General features: G+C 46.0%; 16 protein-coding genes and 1 pseudogene. 8 read left to right on the top strand and 9 right to left on the bottom strand.

Translation table 11 applies throughout. The features are described from left to right. Positions 1–60: 60 nt before the first annotated feature. Positions 61–546 carry a hypothetical protein gene (locus A3751_RS14815; protein WP_068453108.1) on the bottom strand — a complete coding sequence of 162 codons (486 nt, stop codon included), beginning with the start codon at positions 544–546 and terminating at the stop codon, positions 61–63. A 306-nt stretch (positions 547–852) separates the two neighbouring features. Here A3751_RS14815 and A3751_RS14810 point away from each other — a divergent pair, with 306 nt between their 5' ends. Together A3751_RS14810 and A3751_RS14805 are read left to right on the top strand one after the other, a co-directional pair. Beyond that, positions 853–1,071: a hypothetical protein gene (locus tag A3751_RS14810; RefSeq protein WP_156492494.1), complete on the top strand. Its 219-nt coding sequence runs from the start codon at positions 853–855 to the stop codon at positions 1,069–1,071. A 206-nt stretch (positions 1,072–1,277) separates the two neighbouring features. Beyond that, positions 1,278–1,880 carry a hypothetical protein gene (locus A3751_RS14805; RefSeq protein WP_068457504.1) on the top strand — a complete coding sequence of 201 codons (603 nt, stop codon included), beginning with the start codon at positions 1,278–1,280 and terminating at the stop codon, positions 1,878–1,880. Between the two features lie 138 nt (positions 1,881–2,018). Here the strand turns inward: A3751_RS14805 and A3751_RS14800 are convergent, their stop codons facing one another. Next, the gene (locus tag A3751_RS14800) at positions 2,019–2,639 is read right to left on the bottom strand and encodes an L-threonylcarbamoyladenylate synthase (RefSeq protein ID WP_068457501.1); all 621 of its coding nucleotides are present in this window, start codon (positions 2,637–2,639) and stop codon (positions 2,019–2,021) included. A gap of 6 nt (positions 2,640–2,645) precedes the next feature. Further along, positions 2,646–2,963 carry a BolA family transcriptional regulator gene (locus A3751_RS14795; RefSeq protein WP_068457499.1) on the bottom strand — a complete coding sequence of 106 codons (318 nt, stop codon included), beginning with the start codon at positions 2,961–2,963 and terminating at the stop codon, positions 2,646–2,648. 292 nt (positions 2,964–3,255) lie between these two features. Here A3751_RS14795 and A3751_RS14790 point away from each other — a divergent pair, with 292 nt between their 5' ends. From A3751_RS14790 to A3751_RS14770, 5 genes are all read left to right on the top strand, one after another. Continuing rightward, a complete protein-coding gene (locus A3751_RS14790) occupies positions 3,256–3,945 on the top strand; it encodes a response regulator transcription factor (RefSeq protein WP_068457496.1) in 690 nt (229 codons plus the stop codon). 97 nt (positions 3,946–4,042) lie between these two features. Beyond that, positions 4,043–5,584 (top strand): FecR domain-containing protein, encoded by a 1,542-nt coding sequence (locus tag A3751_RS14785; protein ID WP_197466376.1) that lies wholly within the window; start codon positions 4,043–4,045, stop codon positions 5,582–5,584. A 53-nt stretch (positions 5,585–5,637) separates the two neighbouring features. Then, positions 5,638–8,250, top strand: a complete 2,613-nt coding sequence (locus A3751_RS14780) for a CHASE2 domain-containing protein (protein WP_068457491.1) — start codon at positions 5,638–5,640, stop codon at positions 8,248–8,250. After that, complete coding sequence (locus tag A3751_RS14775) at positions 8,247–8,717, top strand: DUF1499 domain-containing protein (RefSeq protein WP_082863284.1); 471 nt, start codon at positions 8,247–8,249, stop codon at positions 8,715–8,717. The genes A3751_RS14780 and A3751_RS14775 overlap by 4 nt, the downstream gene beginning before the upstream one ends. A 3-nt stretch (positions 8,718–8,720) precedes the next feature. Further along, a complete protein-coding gene (locus tag A3751_RS14770; protein WP_068457488.1) occupies positions 8,721–9,590 on the top strand; it encodes an NAD(P)-dependent oxidoreductase in 870 nt (289 codons plus the stop codon). Here the strand turns inward: A3751_RS14770 and A3751_RS14765 are convergent. The 4 genes from A3751_RS14765 to fadB form a co-directional block, all read right to left on the bottom strand. Then, positions 9,559–10,482 carry a M14 family metallocarboxypeptidase gene (locus tag A3751_RS14765; protein WP_068457477.1) on the bottom strand — a complete coding sequence of 308 codons (924 nt, stop codon included), beginning with the start codon at positions 10,480–10,482 and terminating at the stop codon, positions 9,559–9,561. The genes A3751_RS14770 and A3751_RS14765 overlap by 32 nt on opposite strands. A gap of 40 nt (positions 10,483–10,522) precedes the next feature. Beyond that, on the bottom strand, positions 10,523–13,219 hold the full coding sequence (gene topA, locus A3751_RS14760; protein WP_068457475.1) for a type I DNA topoisomerase: 2,697 nt from the start codon (positions 13,217–13,219) through the stop codon (positions 10,523–10,525). 330 nt (positions 13,220–13,549) lie between these two features. After that, positions 13,550–14,725, bottom strand: coding sequence for an acetyl-CoA C-acyltransferase FadA (fadA, locus tag A3751_RS14755; protein ID WP_068457473.1), 1,176 nt, complete (start codon positions 14,723–14,725; stop codon positions 13,550–13,552). Positions 14,726–14,755: 30 nt separating this feature from the next. Beyond that, positions 14,756–16,903 (bottom strand): fatty acid oxidation complex subunit alpha FadB, encoded by a 2,148-nt coding sequence (gene fadB, locus A3751_RS14750; protein ID WP_068457472.1) that lies wholly within the window; start codon positions 16,901–16,903, stop codon positions 14,756–14,758. A gap of 347 nt (positions 16,904–17,250) precedes the next feature. Between fadB and A3751_RS14745 the strand changes: the two genes are divergently transcribed. Next, positions 17,251–18,060 (top strand): hypothetical protein, encoded by an 810-nt coding sequence (locus A3751_RS14745; RefSeq protein WP_068457469.1) that lies wholly within the window; start codon positions 17,251–17,253, stop codon positions 18,058–18,060. A gap of 55 nt (positions 18,061–18,115) precedes the next feature. Here A3751_RS14745 and A3751_RS14740 read toward each other — a convergent pair whose 3' ends face one another. Continuing rightward, the gene (locus A3751_RS14740; RefSeq protein ID WP_068457467.1) at positions 18,116–18,583 is read right to left on the bottom strand and encodes a hypothetical protein; all 468 of its coding nucleotides are present in this window, start codon (positions 18,581–18,583) and stop codon (positions 18,116–18,118) included. Continuing rightward, positions 18,583–19,056, bottom strand: a pseudogene (locus tag A3751_RS14735) (ABC transporter ATP-binding protein); the annotation flags it as partial. The gene A3751_RS14740 and the pseudogene A3751_RS14735, both read right to left, overlap by 1 nt.

Here is a 19,056-nt window from a genome sequence, read left to right as displayed (position 1 = left end):
AATCTCACTCGCACTCGTGATTCGGTTTTTAGGCAGAAATGTAATACGTACCGGTTCAGATCAATCTTTCATTCGCGCGCGCCATCTCTCCGCGTACAGGCGATGTTCGTAATTTCGCTGCAACTCATAGACCTGCACATTTGGATTAGTGGGAGCGTCATGACAAACGACTTTCACGCCATGCTGCATAGCAATCAGTTTGACTTCATCCGGAGAGATTTCTAAATCACGCTGAGCTACTCGATATTCTTGCCGAGGATGGTTCGGATTGCACAGTTCCCTAATACCCCATCGATCCATCGCAGGCTTGTATGCGCGATAATACTTCACATAGGACAAGTAAAATGCCAGGCCACCGATTAACGCAACACCAAAGATCCCTTCCTCAGCGCCGTTTCGCGCTAACGACCAGATCAGTACCACTGCGAGAACGAGTAACGCACCCGACAGTTTAAGCTCATAGGACGTAAAAAGATTTGGAGCGACAACTCCGTAATTCTCTCCATGTCGCATCCACTTAACTAAGCGTTGAACCCCTTTAAACATATTCCCCTCCAAAAACAAACGCGAAATTTCGACTAGGTCTCGGGATAATATTGAACTACGTTACGTTATATAGAAGACGCTCTTTTCGCTCGCAATCTTTGTTTGGTTACTTTTTGTTCTAACTGCGACACTAATGCGATGCATGACCAATGCATCATCAGCTAAAAGAGAATAAGACAATAACCTTGTAATTTAGTGCGTGCTCTACGTATACTTTTTGATCATGCAATCAGAATGTTGTCGATCGCTCCTTCTGACGCTAACAAACAGTTAGCTCATCAAATAAAAACAATGTGGAGTCATCAAATGGGCGAACAATTCGCAAATTGGTACAAAGAACAAGGTGAGTACATTACAGGAGGGCTGTTTGCTCTTATCGTGCTCGATATCTTTATGTTTCTTATGCACTGTATTACTGAAAAAACGACCGAAGGTTACGGCCTGATGACCCTCGTTATTGCGCTATCCATCGGTGCTTTAGCCTGGATCGAGAAGCTTTATTCTCAACAAGAAGAAAGCCACTAGAGAATAATCACTGTGCTCGGTTTCCTGCCGAGCAACAGCCTCTTCGTACCTAATTTAATCCCTCTGCGTCTTCCCATACAGCAATCGGCTCCAAAGATCATCGAAGGAGTATCAAGCTGGTATTGTGTTTGCATCTATTCATTGGTGTCGAGTCGTTTGCCGAATTTCCGGCAAACTCTTTCCGAAAACCAATAGGTTGCAGAACAATGAGTCAAATTTCACCGCGAGATGCCGTACTTGAGCTAGGCCTCCAGCTGAAAAATGCCTTCAAGTCACTCAGTCCCGATCCCACGAGCAGTTTGCAACAAGCGACAGCACCGCCAAACGTGCAAGAAGAATTAGTTAAGAATGACGACGCTGTGAGCTTGAGTACAGAGGCGCAAAGCAAGTCGAAACAAGTCGAAATAACGGCTTTAAAAAGGGAAATTGGCAACGAGCGAAACTATATCCAGCAGGTCATTACAAACAAGCTTTCGGAATATGGATTACCTGCCAATACGGCATTAACCATACAAACATCAGTATCGGGCGGTATTGTCGCGCAAGGAGCGGTTGTGAATAGCAAGCTTGAAAGAATAAGTTTCGATCTGAATCAGGATCAAAACTTTGTAAATGCCTATCGCTCAGTAAGCAAGCAACACCCTACTCTAGAATATGCCGACAATGTATCAAAACTCTCGCAAGCTTACGGCCAAAGCAATCAAGTATTTGAAAGTTTAATAAGCGAACAAGATGAATTTAACCGGTTAAGAGATTTGACCCTGCGCTTTCAGAGCCTTCAATCCCAAGCCGATTCTAGTCAGGCATAGCAGGATATTCGCTAGCTTTAATAATAGGGTGGACATTATCTCTTAGAGGTAAGGCGTCCACCTGTCTGATGAATCAAGACCGCCCGTTTACAATGCCTCTTCAAACTTGTTTTGCGCATATGCTCAGACTTAGATGACTTACTCAAAGGCTGTTACATCACCGCAACCACGTCGCAGAACAACCGGTTCTTCGTCTGACAGATCAATTACCGAACTGGCCTCAAACCCACAGAAACCGCCATCAATCACTAAGTCTAAACTGTGCTCAAGGCTAGCCCGAATATCGTATGGGTCCGTCATGGGAAGCTCTTCATTTGGAAGGCTGAGAGTAGTGCTCATTAACGGGTGCCCTAACTCTTCTACCAACGCCAAGGTGATTTTGTTATCAGGAATACGGATGCCAATTTGACGTCGCTTGGGGTTCATTAAGCGGCGAGGAACCTCACTAGTGGCCTTTAGAATGAAAGTATAAGGCCCGGGAGTATGCGCCTTAATTTGCCGATATTGCCCGTTATTTACCTTGGCATATACTGCGATATCACTGAGATCTCTACACACTAAAGTAAAGTTGTGTTTTTCGGTAAGTCTTCGAATTGTGCGAATCCTGTCCGCTCCGTTCTTGTTGCCAATATCGCAGGCTAATGCATAAGCCGAATCTGTCGGATAGGCGATCACGCCCCCGGATTTAATGATATCTACCGCTTGACGAATAAGACGCTGCTGCGGGTTTTCTGGATGTATTTGAAAGAACTGGCTCATAGAAAGCTACCCATTCTTAGAGCCCCCCATACAATTCGGTGACTGCAACGACTTATCTCTCTGCTCCTGCCATTCAGCCGGGGTATAAAGATGTAACGCCAATGCATGCAAGCCCTCGTTCATTAACGACGACACCTCGGCGTATACCGCTTGATGCCGTGCTACCTTTCTTTTCCCTTCAAAATCACCAGAAACCAGAACCAACTTAAAGTGGGTTTCCGAATTCTCAGGCACAGAGTGCATGTGGCTCTCGTTCTCTAAAAGCAAATAGTCGATGCTGAATGCTTTTTCTAATAAAGCCTTGATCAAATTTTCTCGTTCCACTCCGACCTCATAACGTCTTTCAGCAATCTAATGACGCGAAGATAGTACTCTCAATATAGAGGCTTTTCTAGCAGGAACTACGTCACATAATTGCAATTCGCTACAGATCAAAACCAAAAACAGTTTCTTTGGAGCGGCTTTGCAATCTAACTGCATAAAAGCAGGTCGGAAAATTTCAAAAAGCAACTACACTTATTGGGATAAATAGAGAAATATTAGGGACATAGGGCGTAGAGCTTTGTTCCCGAGACATTTCAAAATAGTTCTTTGCAATATTAAGCGGGGTTAGGGAATGAAAATTGCGTTACTTGAGGATGAACTGTCGCAAGCTGAAACAGTTGTGGATCTACTTACGACCTATGGTCATGAGTGCGAGCATTTTGCGACGGGGAAATCATTTTTGTACTCTGTCCTGCATAATAGTTATGACTTACTCATTTTGGATTGGCAACTTCCAGACATCGAAGGAACCGAGGTTCTTCGCCAAATCCGTTCAGAAATGAACTGGAGGATTCCGGTTCTTTTTTTGACACAGAGAGATAGCGAAGCAGACATTATTACAGCACTTGATGCAGGCGCAGACGACTACTTAGTGAAGCCTGCACGCCAAGGAGAATTAGTGGCACGGGTCAATGCACTCAGCCGAAGAGTTGGCGGAGAACAAGCTGAGCAGGAAGAGATTGAAGTCGGTCCATATCAAATCAATCTTGGTAAGCGAACAATCATTTCCTCTGGAGAAGACGTGTCACTTACCGATAAAGACTTCGATCTAGCTGTGTTTATGTTCCAGAACATTGGTCGCCTTCTTTCAAGAGATTTTTTGTTGGAAAGAGTTTGGGGAATATCTTCAAACATTAATACGCGCACGGTAGACACCCACGTCAGCCGCCTGCGTCGAAAACTTAACATCAAGCCGGAAAATGGATTTCGTATTAAGACGATATACCAACATGGCTACCGACTGGAGCGTGTGAGCGAATAGCTTTCGTCAAAGTTATCGCCCTTTCTAACTTATGAATGGTCTTGCGTTGTCAGTTCATAGTTGTTTCAAGCAGAGGCTCATTGCCCCCGTTAGACTTTTGCTTGCCCTATATATACTGCTGACAGCCTTCGCCGGTAGCAGCCTTGCATTTGCGCAGGGATATGCAGACCAAAATAATCTTGATTGGCATTACACTATTCGGCCATCAGACAACCTACCACTGGTATCAAAACGTCTGCTTAAGCCACAATATTCTTGGACATCGATAGCGCACTACAACCATATTAAAGACATCGATAAACTGCAGGTGGGGTCTATCATCAAGATCCCCGTATCGTGGCTCAAGTACCAACCTCAACCCGCAAAAATAGAAAGCTATATTGGCATGGCACTCATCAAACGCAGTCAAGACTCGCGATATATGCCAATATCAAAGCAATCACACGTTTATGTCGGTGACGAGCTACTAACGCGCGAAGGCCAAATTACCGTAGAGTTTGCAGACGGCACTAACCTACGCATGGACGCTTTCTCCCATCTAGTTTTTAATAAACTTAGTAGTTACAAAGAGGTGGGCATGGTCGATACTCGCATGCGCCTCGGACGCGGAGGCATCAGAACTCAGGTTGAACCTTTAACCAAAGGGTCCCGCTATGAGATCAGCACCCCTAGTGCTGTAGCGGCCGTTCGCGGAACGGATTTTCGTTTAAGAACAAACCTTCAAGGAACGACTCTAGAAGTTCTCGAAGGCGCAGTCGAACTGATGCATGATCATGGCCAAGAACTGATCAAAGCTGGGTTCGGAGCTCGTCTATTCAGCCCAAGCGCGCTTATTGAAACGATAAGGCTAGATACTCTGCCACGCATCGCTAGTCAGTCGGGTGGATCTTTTTCCGATTCCGAGCAAGACCTAGACTGGAAAGGGTTACCGGCAGGTTATAGTCTTGCGGAGGCTAAAACGACGTTATCCGCAAATAAAACTGCGAGCAACTCTGCGCAAGAGTTAGAATCCGAGAGCTCGTCAAACTCAGCGTCTTCTAACAATCAAAGTGCCCAAGTTTCAGACCCTAATTCGGCCGACGTTGCTATCTTAGATCTCCCCCTACCTGGCAGTATTATTGATGGATTTACGGCGGAATTTACTTGGTCAGTCAACTCTCCGTCTACGCTATCTCGCTTAGAACTCTCACAGAACAGCGACTATGATCGCCTCGCTCTACCGACTAAATGGTCCGAAAACACTGCTTATCGAATTGAGCAACAGCTTCCAGCCGGAAATTATTTTTGGCGAGTTCGAACCCTGAGTACTGGCAACGCAGAAAGCCTGAGCGCTTCTAGAGCAGTATCTATCCAGGGGAAACTCGATCCAGTATCAATTTTGACCGTAAACTATATCGGCGATCAGGTTGGCATGTTCTGGCATAAAGTAGACAATGCAAAAGGGTATGTACTACAAGTTTCAGATGACAAGGAGTTTCGTCGTTTGTTAAAAGAAGAGACCCTCGGTAAAACTAGCGCATTTCTCAAGCTACCCGAAGGCAAGACCTTTTATGCACGCGTAAAAGGTTTAGGCGATGAAGTATATGCTTCGGAATTTGGGCCACAGAAAGAGATAAAGGTAGAGCCTAAACCAAATTAAGCGCTCAAGCGCATCACCCACTGATCAAAACACAATAATCATAAAGCGATATTATGGCGACTAGGCCTCTAAACGATCCACACCCCTACGAGCAGCATATTCTGACGCTAGCTCTGATTTTAGCCAGTGCTCTTCTGGTATATAGCCACGTAGCGAAACGCTTCGACTTGCTTACGTACGATGTGTTCATGCATGCTTCCACTGCGGAACCAGATCCGGATACGGTCATTGTTTCCATCGATGAAAAAAGCCTCAATAGTATTGGGCAGTGGCCTTGGCGGAGAGCTATTCACGCCCAGCTTGTCGAAAAGCTAACAGAGTATAAATCCTCCCTGATTGTATTCGACGTGCTCTTTTCGGAGTACGATACGCAGCACCCCGAGGATGATCTAAGACTCACTCAAGCAATCGAGAACGCGGGCAATGTCCTGCTCCCCTTGCATATTCACCCATTGGCCTACGACAAGCCACTTTCTGAAATCTTACCCATTCCGGAACTAGCAAATGCCGCAAAGGGCTTAGGCCATGTTCATGTTGAGCTAGACGAGGACGGATTAACACGCGGGATTTATCTCAATACGGGCGTTGGCGAAGCATACTGGCCCTCAATCTCACTCGCAATGGCGATTGAAACCAATCCCATGATCCAGTACCTACAAGAGATCCGGCAACAAACGCGCGCGCCGTATGTCTCGGTTAATAGTGAGTATCGCTTAATCCCCTTCGCAGGCCCCCGCGGTACCTATCCTACTCATAGCTTTATCGATGTCATGTCGAACAAAGTAGACCCTAATACTTTTAGAGATAAAACGGTTCTCATTGGCGCTACTGCGGCAGGGCTAGGCGACATCATTCCGACGCCATTCTCACACATGAACAGCCCTATGTCCGGAGTAGAAATTCACGCAAACGCCTATTCAGCAATCGTCAATGGAGAAATCATCCAGACCGTTTCTGAACGATGGACTTATCTTTTAACGTTCGCATTTATTCTGATACCCATTCTGATCTTCCCTCGAATTCGCCCAACCTTAGTGATGCCCTCGACCATTNTTCTGGTCGGCTGCATTCTCGGTTTTAGCTACATTCTTCTCGCATATGAAAGAACATGGTTTCCCCCGGTAAATAGCGTGCTAGGTATTCTCATTGCCTATCCACTCTGGAGCTGGCAGCGTATGCGACATCTAAACAGTTTTTTCAGCAACGAGCTTGAAAGGCTTAGCCAAGAACCAGACTTAAGCTTTCGCCGTCTTAGTCAGCACAGTATGGAAAAAATATTTCTTTCCTTGATATCTATCCTAAAACCTCAGGCTTATGCCCTATTTCATAATGGTAATATTGTTCACGGCTACAATCAGGATGAACTTAGCGCGACTAAGATCAACGAATTCGGGGTTTGGTTCCATGACGACTCTACGAGCTGGATTCAGCTTCAGATAGATGATGAGCGCTTCAAAATTGGAATTGCATCCCCAAGCTCGGAACAGAGACATATAGTCCAAGGCTTTTTAGACAAGCTTGAGCTTGTATCAAAGCATGATACTCAGATCAAAAAGCCTTCAGAACAGATCGCAAAGCGTATTCATCAAGTCCGTGATGCAATCACGGCAATGCAAGATATGCGTACGTTTATTTCCCGAGGTTTTGAGGAGATGCCTGGCGCAGTGATCGTAACAGACCCAATAGGTCTCATTGTTTACGCAAACAGTCGAGCGGTCGCTTGGTTGCAGCCAAGTAATGAGCAGATTATCTCCGTACCAATCTACAAGCTGTTTGCGGCGTATCGCGATGGTAATGACGAATTCAGTCAAGCGATTTCAGAATGTTTACTCGAAGGCAAAGGAAAGCAATTTAATATTAACCTTGGGCATCGCGACATTATGATGCACTGCCTTCCATTTCTGGTCGATGAGCATAGCGATGCCGGTATGATGATTAGCATGTCCGACATAACACAGATTCGACAGCAACAACGCGAAAAAAACCAGCTAATTGATTTTCTGTCACATGATGTGCGTTCGCCGCTTAGCTCGCAACTAGCCATTCTTCAGGGCTTACGAAACGGAAGGATTGAGTGGGGGGAAAAAATAATTGATCAGCTTGCCTCGCATGCAGAACGTTCATTGGGACTTTCAGATCAATTCTTACAAATCACACGGGCAGAACAAGTACTTGAAGATGACTTCTATGAATTTGAGCTGATCAATGCCATTGAGAATGCAATTGACTCTGTTGATCAATTAGCGCGTCAAAAGAACATTGAAATGACACTTAGTGGGATCGATGAAGCATGGCTTTGGGGAAGCGCCGAGCTGATTGAACGAAGCGTGATCAATCTATTAAGCAACGCAACTAAGTACAGCGATCAAAACACCACAATATCGATTAACGTCCAGAAACAAGATAGCCTAGCCGTCATTACCATCAAAGATCAGGGCTACGGCATTAAAGAAAGCGAACTTCCATTTATCTTCGAACGCTTCAGACGTCAAAAAGAAAGTGAGCGAGCTGGCCCGAAAGGAGCGGGGCTGGGCCTAAATTTCGTCCAAGTTGTTATTGAAAAACATCGCGGTGCCATCAGTGTAGACAGCACCTATGGAATTGGTTCCACTTTTACCGTTAAGCTACCCATCCTCAACGTGACAGGCTATCAGGACGAATTATGAACGCACGAACATTCACACAACTAAAACGCACATTCTATGGAACATTCAGCGTCGCATTGGCGCTATCCCTTGTCGCCTGCAGCGGAAGTAGACCAGCCTATCTCGGCAGCCCTCAAACTGCCCTTCAACTCTGCCCAAGCAGCCCGAATTGCGTAAGCTCTTTAGACAACGAAGAAGAAAGCCATAAGATTACTCCTCTGCCCTTTCAAACAGCAGGAACAAACAGCGCCAAACTTTCGGCAGCGATAGAACGCAACCCAAGCGCGGAAATTGTGGTCAACACAGAAAGCTATATTTATGCGGAATACACTAGCGACATTATGGGCTACGTTGACGACGTAGAATTTTTAATCATTCCGTCGCAACAGCGAATCGATGTGCGCTCGGCTTCTCGCCTTGGTCATTCAGACTTTGGCGTGAATCGTCAACGCATCGAACAGCTTCGGAAACAATTAAGTGAGAACTAGATCATGCCATCAAAGGTTGTTTTCATTGGTTTGGGCGTCATGGGATACCACATGGCGGGACATCTTTCTAAAGAACATGAAGTGTATGTTTATAACCGATCACCAGAAAAGCGTACTCGTTGGCTGAGCGAGTTTTCAGGAACCGGAATTGAAAATTGGACAGAGATACCGCATGACGTTGATTGTGTCATGACGTGTATCGGTGATGACAATGACCTCCGCTCAATGTTTCTCGGTGAATCAGCTCTATTAACATCGCTTCCTGAAGGAACACTCGTCGTTGATCATACGACAGCCTCTGCGGACGTTGCCCGAGAGCTATACGCCGAGGCCAAGCAACACGGTATTTCATTTGTAGATGGACCGGTTTCTGGTGGCGAACAAGGCGCCATCAATGGTCAATTGACCGTCATGTGCGGAGGGGATCAAGACGCCTACTCAAAAGCGGAAACGTTTATCAACGCATTCGCGAAATCTTGCAAACGTATGGGAAACACGGGTTCAGGGCAACTCACAAAAATGTGTAACCAGATTGCCATTGCGGGATTGGTGCAGGGTTTGGCGGAATCCATTCATTTTGCGCAACAAGCCGGACTAGACCCGCATAACGTCATTGAAGTTATTTCAAAGGGGGCGGCTCAGTCCTGGCAAATGGAGAATCGTCATAAAACCATGATCGCGAATGAGTACGAGCATGGCTTTGCCGTCGACTGGATGAGAAAAGATCTTGGAATATGCCTAGAGGAAGCTCGGCGCGTTGCTGCAAAACTACCCGTCACCGCACTAGTAGATCAGTTTTATGGGGATGTACAAGACATGGACGGTGGACGCTGGGACACCTCTAGTCTTCTAACGCGTCTACAGAAGAAATAAACGTCAGTCCTGCCTCTAATGCGCATACCTGGGCATCAATACACTCGTCTGGAGTTATAGATGCGCTATCTGGGTACACTTCCGTCGTTGTCGTGTAAGGCGCATTCGTTACACCTGCGCAAAGACCAAGCGATCTGTAGGCATAATTCACGACGCCCCTTTGGGCAGCAATATCACCGAGCAAGCGCCCTTTCGCGTCGTTCGGAGCGATATGCGTTATCTCACTTACCGCTGAAACAATGGCAGCCTGAAAACTAGACTGGGGGTTATTCGAATCTCCTACAAGGTAAAAGCCATCGGGAATCTCCGTCGGCTCATAACGTTGCCCTAACTTCGCCGCAAGTGCGGGACGAAACTCAGATTCATCGGTATCCGTTGTCTCGTGCAAATCAATATGCATGATGAACTCACGCTGCATGCAAGCCAGAAAACGGATCACGAAACGCGCTTCCTCACACAATCCATCCTCTTTGAAGGAACGGTTGGGGTCGATCGTCGCTATGTTCCAACGATTAATTGTTTCAAAGCCCCAAGGACTGATACAAGGAAGAACAAGAAAGTTAAAGTGATTCTGATAGCTCTGAGCCGAACGTTCAAGGAAAGACAAAGCGCCAAAAACCCCACTAGTCTCGTACCCATGAACACCACCCGTCACTAAAACCCAAGGCAACTCAGGGTCAGGAGAAAGCGTCTCCAGCGCGTATAAGGGGTAGCGCAGAGGGTCATGAGAAAGCGCCCCATAGACTGCAACGCTAAAGCGTCCAGACAGAGCGAATACGCGATCAACCACGAGACTCTGATATGAACGCTGAATCTCTGTGGCATTTTGCCAACTAGCCTTTTCAGCTTCGCCCCAAGGTTGCCCCAACGATCCGATAGGATATGCCAGCACTCAATTGTTCCCGTTACCAATCAACCTCGACTAAGACCGATCACGCTTTCTTGGCCTTAGCTTTCGGTTTAGCCTTGGCTTTTGGTTTAGCTTTTGGTTTAGCCTTAGGTTTAGGCAGGCTCTCAACCCACTTCCCATTTTGATAGTAAGCCGTCCAACCAGTTGCCTTTCCTTCGACTTCAGACATAACGTACTGCTCTTTCGTTTTACGGCTAAAGCGAACAACGCTAGGGTGCCCGTCAGGATCTGCGATAGGAGCGTCAAACAAGAAACTATATTTAGGATCAATCTCGTCCTTATGCGGCAATATTTCTGCAATTAAAGGCGGTCTCGTCTCGCGATTCTTTGGAAATTGACTAGCTGCCAGAAAAAGTCCTGCGGCGCCATCTCTCAATACATAAGTATCTTCGACTTTCTGGCACTGTAGCTCTGGCATCGGCACGGGATCCATTTTTGGTGGCGCTGGTTCACCGCTTCGCAACAACTTCCGCGTATTCTTGCACGAATCGCTCGTACACCCGAAATACTTACCAAATCGCCCAGACTTCAGCTGCATCTCTGCGCCACACTTATCGCACTCAAGCGTTGGGCCGTCGTAACCTTTAATATGAAATTCGCCCTGCTCTATTTCATACCCTGCACAATCCGGATTATTTCCACATACGTGCAGCTTTCTCTTCTCATCAATCAAATAGCTTTCCATTGATGTTGAGCAAATGGAACAACGATGTTTTTTACGAAGAAGCTTTGATTCGCCTTCGTCATCATCGGCACTTGCGACCTCATCACCTGGAACGAGATTCATTGTATTCTTGCAGCGCTCTTTAGGCGGTAATGCGTAACCAGAGCATCCAAGAAAAACGCCTGTGCTTGCAGTTCGTATCTGCATATTCCGGCCACAGTTCCCACATGGAATATCTGTTTCTACAGGCTCATTTGAACGCATGCCGCCAGAATCGTTGGCCGCCTCTGCCTTGTCCAATTTTATGGTGAAGTCACCATAGAACTGATTCAATACATCCTTCCAGTTTCGCTTGCCCATAGCAACTTCATCGAGCTGTTCCTCCATTTCTGCCGTAAAGTTGTAAGACATCAAATCAGGGAAAGACTCAGCAAGACGATCAGTGACGATATCACCCATCTTCTCTGCATAAAAACGACGATTCTCAACACGCACGTATCCGCGTTCCTGAATCGTAGAGATAATCGCGGCGTAGGTTGAAGGACGACCAATGCCTCGTTTTTCAAGCTCTTTAACTAACGCCGCCTCAGAGTATCGAGGTGCCGGCTTGGTAAAGTGCTGTTTCGGTTCAAGCGACTCAAGCGTGAGAGAGTCACCAACCTTAAAGTCTGGAAGGATTACATCATCGTCTTTCTTGCTTGAGGTCGGCATTACTTTTAGAAAGCCATCAAACTTCAGAATACGTCCACGCGTTCTAAGCGTGTAATCAGCGGCCTTCACTTCCACTGAAGAGCTGAGAAACTGTGCATTATTCATCTGGCACGCAACAAAATTACGCCAAATTAAGTCATAAAGACGCTCTGCATCTTTCTCCAAACCTGAAATTTTATCTGCTTTGACACCTACATCAGACGGTCTAATCGCCTCGTGCGCCTCTTGAGCCCCATCTTTGCTACTGTAAAGACGAGGGTTATCAGGAAGATAAGCGTCACCAAACTGATCTTTAATGTAATCTCGACAGTTCGCTACTGCTTCAGAGCTTAAATTCGTCGAGTCGGTTCGCATGTAGGTAATATAGCCAGCCTCATATAGGCGCTGAGCTAGCATCATCGTCTTCTTAACACTAAAACTTAACCGTGTACTCGCGGCTTGCTGGAGCGTGGAAGTAATGAATGGTGCGTTTGGCTTAGAGGATGTAGGTTTATCTTCTCGCTTGGCAATAGAGAAAGAAGCGGCTTTTAGTTTAGCCAGATGGTCATCAGTCTCTGCTTTGGAAACAGGCCTAAAGGCTTTATCACGGAGTTTACTAACCTGAAAGCGCGCTTGCGCACCGTCGGCACGATTTAAATCCGAAAATACTTCCCAATACTCTTCAGGAATAAATGCTCTGATTTCTCGCTCACGTTCAACAATCAGCCTGACAGCTACCGACTGCACACGCCCAGCTGACAGACCCCTTGCGATCTTAGCCCAAAGCAAAGGAGAAACCATGAAGCCGACAACCCGATCCAAGAAACGGCGTGCTTGCTGCGCATTGACACGACTCTGGTCTAGTTCATCAGGTTTTTTGAAAGCATCCTGAATTGCCTTTTTCGTAATTTCATTGAAAACAACGCGCCGATAACGTGACTCATCACCACCAATCGCTTCTTTTAAGTGCCAGGCGATCGCTTCTCCCTCTCGATCCAAATCCGTCGCGAGGTAAATAGTATCTGCATTCTTAGCTAGCTTTTTAAGCTCAGTAACAACCTTTTCTTTGCCGGGTAAGATTTCATAGTGTGCTGCCCAATCTTTTTCCGGGTCGATACCCATTCGATTAACGAGCTGTTGTTTAGATTTGCGCTTCTTATACTCGGCTTTCTCCTCAGGACTCATTTTACGAGTCAAGGCAGCCTGTTTCGCTCTCTCTGCCGGAGTAGATGTAGCGGCGCCACCAGAGGTTGGCAAGTCGCGAATATGACCAACACTTGATTTAACGATGTAGTCTGACCCGAGGTACTTGTTGATCGTTTTTGCCTTAGCAGGCGATTCCACGATGACTAGTGACTTAGCCATATAACTCCAAAATTATAATAGGGTAAATTGCTCGTTTAGAGATTACTTACGCAATGATGTATACGAGCTTAAAGCTGAATTAGCGCAACATATATATTGATTTGTAGCTGAGTGGTCAAGCACTTGCAAAGTTTTTTCTAAGTTAATCACCATAATCGAAGTTGAATTCAAAGCAGTTCCTAACAAATTTATTGCAAGATACGGACACAAAAAAGCACGGACAAGCCGTGCTTTTTTTAACTTCTAACGCTTAACAACTCCGGCGCTGATTTTAACAAGGTAAAAGCGAATGCTAACCGAGTTGTCATCAGCGACATAGTGCTCTTACGCTTATAGACGTTCCCAAACTGTCGTAACGCCCTGACCCATACCGATACACATGGTCGACACGCCGTATTTAGCGTCTTTGTCTTCCATGATATTAAGTAAGGTGCCAGAAATACGAACACCAGAACATCCCATTGGGTGACCCAATGCAATCGCACCGCCATTCAAGTTCACTTTCTCGTCCATCACGTTCATCAACTTAAGATCTTTGATGACAGGAAGAGACTGGCCAGCAAACGCTTCGTTAAGCTCCCAGATGTCGATGTCTTCAACAGTAAGGCCCGCTTTCTTTAGGGCTTTTTTGGTCGCTGGAACTGGACCATAACCCATGATTGCAGCATCACAACCTGCAGCGGCCATAGACACAATCCGTGCGCGCGGCTTAAGACCTAGTTCTTCCGCCTTTTCAGCAGACATTAGCAGCATTGCTGCAGAGCCATCAGTCAACTGAGAAGACGTACCAGCAGTCACTGTACCGCCTTTCGGGTTGAAAGCAGGACGCAGCTTACCCAAAGACTCGACAGTTGTATCAGGACGAATCGTTTCGTCGTCTTCAACGAGTACTTTAAAGCCATTGTCATCGTGACCCTCTACAGGAACGATTTCATTCTTGAACTTACCGTTGACTGTCGCTTCGTGCGCTAAGCGATGCGAACGCTCACCAAACGCATCTTGCTGCTCGCGTGTAATGCCATGCATTTTTGCCAGCATCTCAGCAGTAATACCCATCATGTTGGATGCTTTCGCCATGTGGAGTGCCGAACCATGGTTGTAGTCGTTACCGGTTGTCATTGGTACGTGACCCATGTGCTCTACACCACCAACAATAAAAATGTCACCAGTGTTTGCCATGATTGAGTTAGCCGCCGAGTGAATCGCAGTCATTGCTGATCCACACAGACGGTTTACTGTTTGACCAGGAACCGTGTTTGGCATTTTGGTCAGCAACAACGCGTTACGACCAACATTGAAACCTTGTTCCATAGTTTGGTTTACACAACCCCAAATCACGTCATCAACGTCTTTAGGGTTTACTTTTTCATTACGATCTAAGATCGCATCCATCATCTGTGCAGACAACTCTTCAGCTCTAACATTGCGGAAACAGCCGTTTTTAGAGCGACCCATTGGGGTACGCACTGCATCGATGACGACAACATCTCTTGGATTAAGACTCATGATATTCTCCGTTCGATTCTGTTTCAGTAACTAGCCGAAAAATTTCTTGCCAGCTTTAGCCATTTCTCTCATACCCTCTGTTGGAGTGTATAGAGCACCTAGATCTGCGTATTTGTCAGCAATCTTGTTGAATTCTTCGATACCGACAGAATCGATATAACGAAGTGCGCCACCGCGGAATGGAGGGAAACCAATACCGAAGATCAGACCCATATCTGCCTCAGCTGCAGTGTCAACGATACCATCTTCAAGACAGCGGACAGTTTCAATACAAAGAGGAACCATCATGCGCTCAATGATCTCTTCATCAGTGAACTCGTTACTGCTTTCAACAACAGGCTTAAGCATGTCGTAAACGGCTTCGTCAGCAACTTTCTTCTGCTTACCTTTGCGGTCAAGTTCGTATGCGTAGAAACCCTTGTCTGTTTTCTGGCCATACCGACCATCGTCAAACATAACATCGATAGCAGTACGGAATTCATGCTTCATGCGATCAGGAAAACCTTCAGCCATCACTTCACCAGCGTGCTTACCAGTGTCCATACCTACAACATCAAGCAAATAAGCAGGACCCATCGGCCAACCGAATTTTTCCATAATCTTATCAACGCGCTGGAAGTCAGCACCATCACGGACTAGAGCACAGAAACCACCGAAGTAAGGGAACAAGATACGGTTAACAAGGAAACCAGGGCAATCGTTAACAACAACTGGCGTTTTACCCATTGCTTTCGCGTATGCAACGGTTGTTGCAATTGTTTCTTCACTTGTTTTCTCACCGCGAATAACCTCAACCAATGGCATCATGTGCACTGGGTTGAAGAAGTGCATTCCACAGAAGTTCTCTGGACGCTTCAGGTTTTTAGCCAACAAGTCGATCGAAATAGTCGAGGTGTTTGAAGTAAGTACAGTATCTTCCGATACGATATCTTCAACTTCGCGCAAAACGATGTCCTTAACCTTAGGATTTTCAACAACCGCTTCAACAACCAGGTCAACATCACCGAAATCGCCATAGCTTAGCGCTGGGTCGATTGCATTAAGTACATCAGCCATCTGCGCCGGCTTCATTCGACCTTTCTCAACGCGCTTAGCGAGAAGCTTTTTCGCCTCGTTAAGACCAAGATCGATACCAGCTTGCGCGATATCTTTCATGATGATCGGGGTGCCTTTAAGAGCAGATTGATATGCAATACCACCACCCATGATTCCCGCACCGAGAACTGCTGCCTTCTTAACGTCAGATGCTAAAGGCTCAAGCTTTTTCGCTTTCGCTTTTAAGGCTTGATCATTTAAAAACAAACCAACCAGCGATGCTGCAACAGAAGTTTTTGCCATCTTAGCAAAGCCTTTCGCCTCAACTTCGATCGCCTTGTCACGCGTCATACCAGCATGTTTTTGCATCGCCTTGATCGCTTCAACAGGTGCTGGATAGTTAGGGCCAGCCTGACCCGCAACAAAACCTTTTGATGTCTCAAAAGACATCATGCTTTCCATTGGGTTCAACTGAAGCTTACCAGTCTTCTGCTCTCGACGCGCTTGATAGTCCAGCTTGCCCGCATTAACCTGCTCAAGCAGATTGATTGCTGCGTCCATCAATTTTTCCGGACCAACAACCGCATCTACCGCACCATATTTAAGCGCTGCATCTGCGCGATACTCTTTCGTTCCCGCAATCCATTCGATCGCATTGTCTGCACCAATCAAACGTGGAAGCCGAACCGTACCACCGAAGCCTGGGAAGATACCCAACTTAACTTCTGGAAGACCTACTTTTGCACCCGTCGACATAACACGATAGTCGGTCGCCAAACACATTTCGAAACCACCACCCAACGCAATACCGTTAATTGCAGTGACTGTCGGGAATGGAAGATCTTCAATTGCGCTGAAGACAGAATTCGCTTTCAAGTTGTTTGCGATCAGCTCTTCTTCTGGGCCGGCAAACAAATCTGTAAACTCTGTGATATCAGCACCAACGATGAACACGTCTTTTGTACTGGTTACTACTAGACCTTTGATATTGCTAGCGCCTTTAAGTGCTTCTGCAGCAGCGCCTAGCTCTTCGATAGTCAGCCGGTTAAATTTGTTAACGGATTCGCCTTCTAGGTCGAAGTTCAATTGTGCGAACCCACCGTCGATTTCTTTAACCGTGATGGCTTTACCTGCGTAAATCATCAACTGTTCTCCAAGTTATAAGTTCATGCCAGTACAGCAACAACTGCCCGACAATCGGTTTAACCCCATGAATATGGAGTGAGAAAACAAAAATTCATACGATCGTTTGAATCGTGAGGCGTGTACCTTGTAGAAATATTATCCGTTTGTCAACGAATAATGAAAGCGTGCCTTTAAGCCAGCCCAAACAACAGAATTCATGCCTAATTAGTAAGTGGGGGTTTAGTCACCAAAAAACAAGCACTTATTGCAGTATTTCAAAGTTGTAAGTTAGGCAATCACAACTAAACTAGATCTAATAACGCATTTTTTTACGCTTAACACCGCATACAAGCTGGAGATCAACGATGCAAATAAAACGTCATATTCAAACGATTGCTGCTCTTATTATGAGCACATGTTTGGCGACTAACGCTGTGGCTATGGAAAAAGAAGAAGCGCTAGCCGCGATGGACAAAGTCTATGATGCGACCATCAACAGCTACTACTCCGTAAATAGCTTCTACAATTTCAGTGCAAATCAAGCCGACAAAGAACAGCAGCAAGTGGTGCAATTTACGGTCGGTACGGTAGAAGACCTAATGATTGATATTTCAGGATTGCTATCAGACTCTACTTTGACATCGCAAGTCGATGCCGCAAGGGACGCTTGGATTACTTACGAAGATTCTCTTAATCAAAATATAGAAATCGTGAAAGATACAGGCTACACCGATCTTCGCCTGGTCGGAGAATTAGCGGAATACAACATTAACTTTAATGACACGTTAAGCGTGCTCTACAACTCGGTGGCAAGCGATGCTGGCATCGACTCGAGCAAAGGACAAAACCTAATTCACGATGCAGGTAAACTTGCGGCCTTAATCATGACAAAGTACTCAGCCCGAAGTACCTCAACAGTAAGTCAGGTATATGCTCGGGATGATGACAACGATATTACACTCGATGCATTGGCAAAAGAATTTGAGTCAACTCTGAACAAGCTCATGAGCACTACCACCAACCCGGAAGCTCTGAAAATGCTCGACTCTGCTAGAACAAAATGGGAATTCATCGCTCCATCTGTTATCAACTATAACGAGAATCGCGTGAATTTCATCGTTAATCTATATACGAAAAAAATTATCGAAGATCTAGCCGGTGCTAGCCAAATCTAAGAAGGAATAAAATAAAAAACCGAAGCATACCGCTTCGGTTTTTTTTTATTCTGGGCTAAGAAAACGCTTCGCTTAACCCTTCCATAGAACGCGATAAGCCGCTGACAGCGTCAGGCCCACTGCTCTCATCCCAAAGCAGACCAACTCCATCAGGGAAAAGCACCACCCCCCTTACCCCTTCAGGCAAACCTTTCTCCAAGCTCCGAAGCTTTACTTCATCTGCGTCTAACTTCAAAATATCTAGTTCGTGCAACTGCGACTGGCTACGAACCTCAAACGCTTTCATCTGCCGCCCTTCGCGTGCAGGTAGCTGATGATTTTCATACACAGCATAACCACGATGATCCTCAAGCCACGGAAACAAGTTCTCTTTAAGCTTCTCATCCACCAGCCTTACACGTATCCCCTGAGACATTGCTTCGCGACGAAGCTCTGTGATTCTTAAGTCTCGTTTAGATGGTTTTATCCAAAGCACCGAACCTGCAATCATAAGAGTCACGAAAACCGCAATAAACCAGCCCATTAACCTGCCATCTCCTCAAGCTCCATCCAGCGCTCAATGGTAACTTCTAGAGACTCTTGTAGCTGGGTCAACTCACTCGTTTTTAAGTCAACATAAGCGCGATCTTGAGCATAAAAATCTGGTCGAGAAACCTCCTGCTGCACATTTTCAACCTGCGCTTCCAGGTCTGAGATTTTTTCAGGCAAAGAATCCAACTCTCTCTGCAATTTATAGCTAAGTTTCTTTCGTTTAGGCTCAATCTTTTTCTGCGTGACCGCCACTGCACTCTCTGAAGAATTAGCCTCCTCTGAGGACATTGATTTTTTAGCCTCTTCGGAGAGCTCATCAATGAGGGCACCTCCTGTTTGTCGAACCCAGTCTTTATAGCCGCCAACATACTCGTTAACCACACCACCACCTTCAAACACCAAAGTGCTAGTAACTACCTGATCAATAAAATCTCGGTCGTGGCTCGTTAGCAACAGCGTTCCATC

It is taken from the genome of Oleiphilus sp. HI0080 (assembly GCF_001635135.1).
This window is presented reverse-complemented; position numbering and strand designations above follow the sequence as displayed.

Coding starts and splice junctions, on each gene's coding strand:
- fadA (WP_068457473.1), bottom strand. CDS start 14,725: ATGAGTCTTAATCCAAGAGATGTTGTCGTCATCGATGCAGTGCGTACC.
- A3751_RS14805 (WP_068457504.1), top strand. CDS start 1,278: ATGAGTCAAATTTCACCGCGAGATGCCGTACTTGAGCTAGGCCTCCAG.
- A3751_RS14745 (WP_068457469.1), top strand. CDS start 17,251: ATGCAAATAAAACGTCATATTCAAACGATTGCTGCTCTTATTATGAGC.
- A3751_RS14740 (WP_068457467.1), bottom strand. CDS start 18,583: ATGGGCTGGTTTATTGCGGTTTTCGTGACTCTTATGATTGCAGGTTCG.
- A3751_RS14800 (WP_068457501.1), bottom strand. CDS start 2,639: ATGAGCCAGTTCTTTCAAATACATCCAGAAAACCCGCAGCAGCGTCTT.
- A3751_RS14815 (WP_068453108.1), bottom strand. CDS start 546: ATGTTTAAAGGGGTTCAACGCTTAGTTAAGTGGATGCGACATGGAGAG.
- A3751_RS14810 (WP_156492494.1), top strand. CDS start 853: ATGGGCGAACAATTCGCAAATTGGTACAAAGAACAAGGTGAGTACATT.
- A3751_RS14770 (WP_068457488.1), top strand. CDS start 8,721: ATGCCATCAAAGGTTGTTTTCATTGGTTTGGGCGTCATGGGATACCAC.
- A3751_RS14775 (WP_082863284.1), top strand. CDS start 8,247: ATGAACGCACGAACATTCACACAACTAAAACGCACATTCTATGGAACA.
- topA (WP_068457475.1), bottom strand. CDS start 13,219: ATGGCTAAGTCACTAGTCATCGTGGAATCGCCTGCTAAGGCAAAAACG.
- fadB (WP_068457472.1), bottom strand. CDS start 16,903: ATGATTTACGCAGGTAAAGCCATCACGGTTAAAGAAATCGACGGTGGG.
- A3751_RS14790 (WP_068457496.1), top strand. CDS start 3,256: ATGAAAATTGCGTTACTTGAGGATGAACTGTCGCAAGCTGAAACAGTT.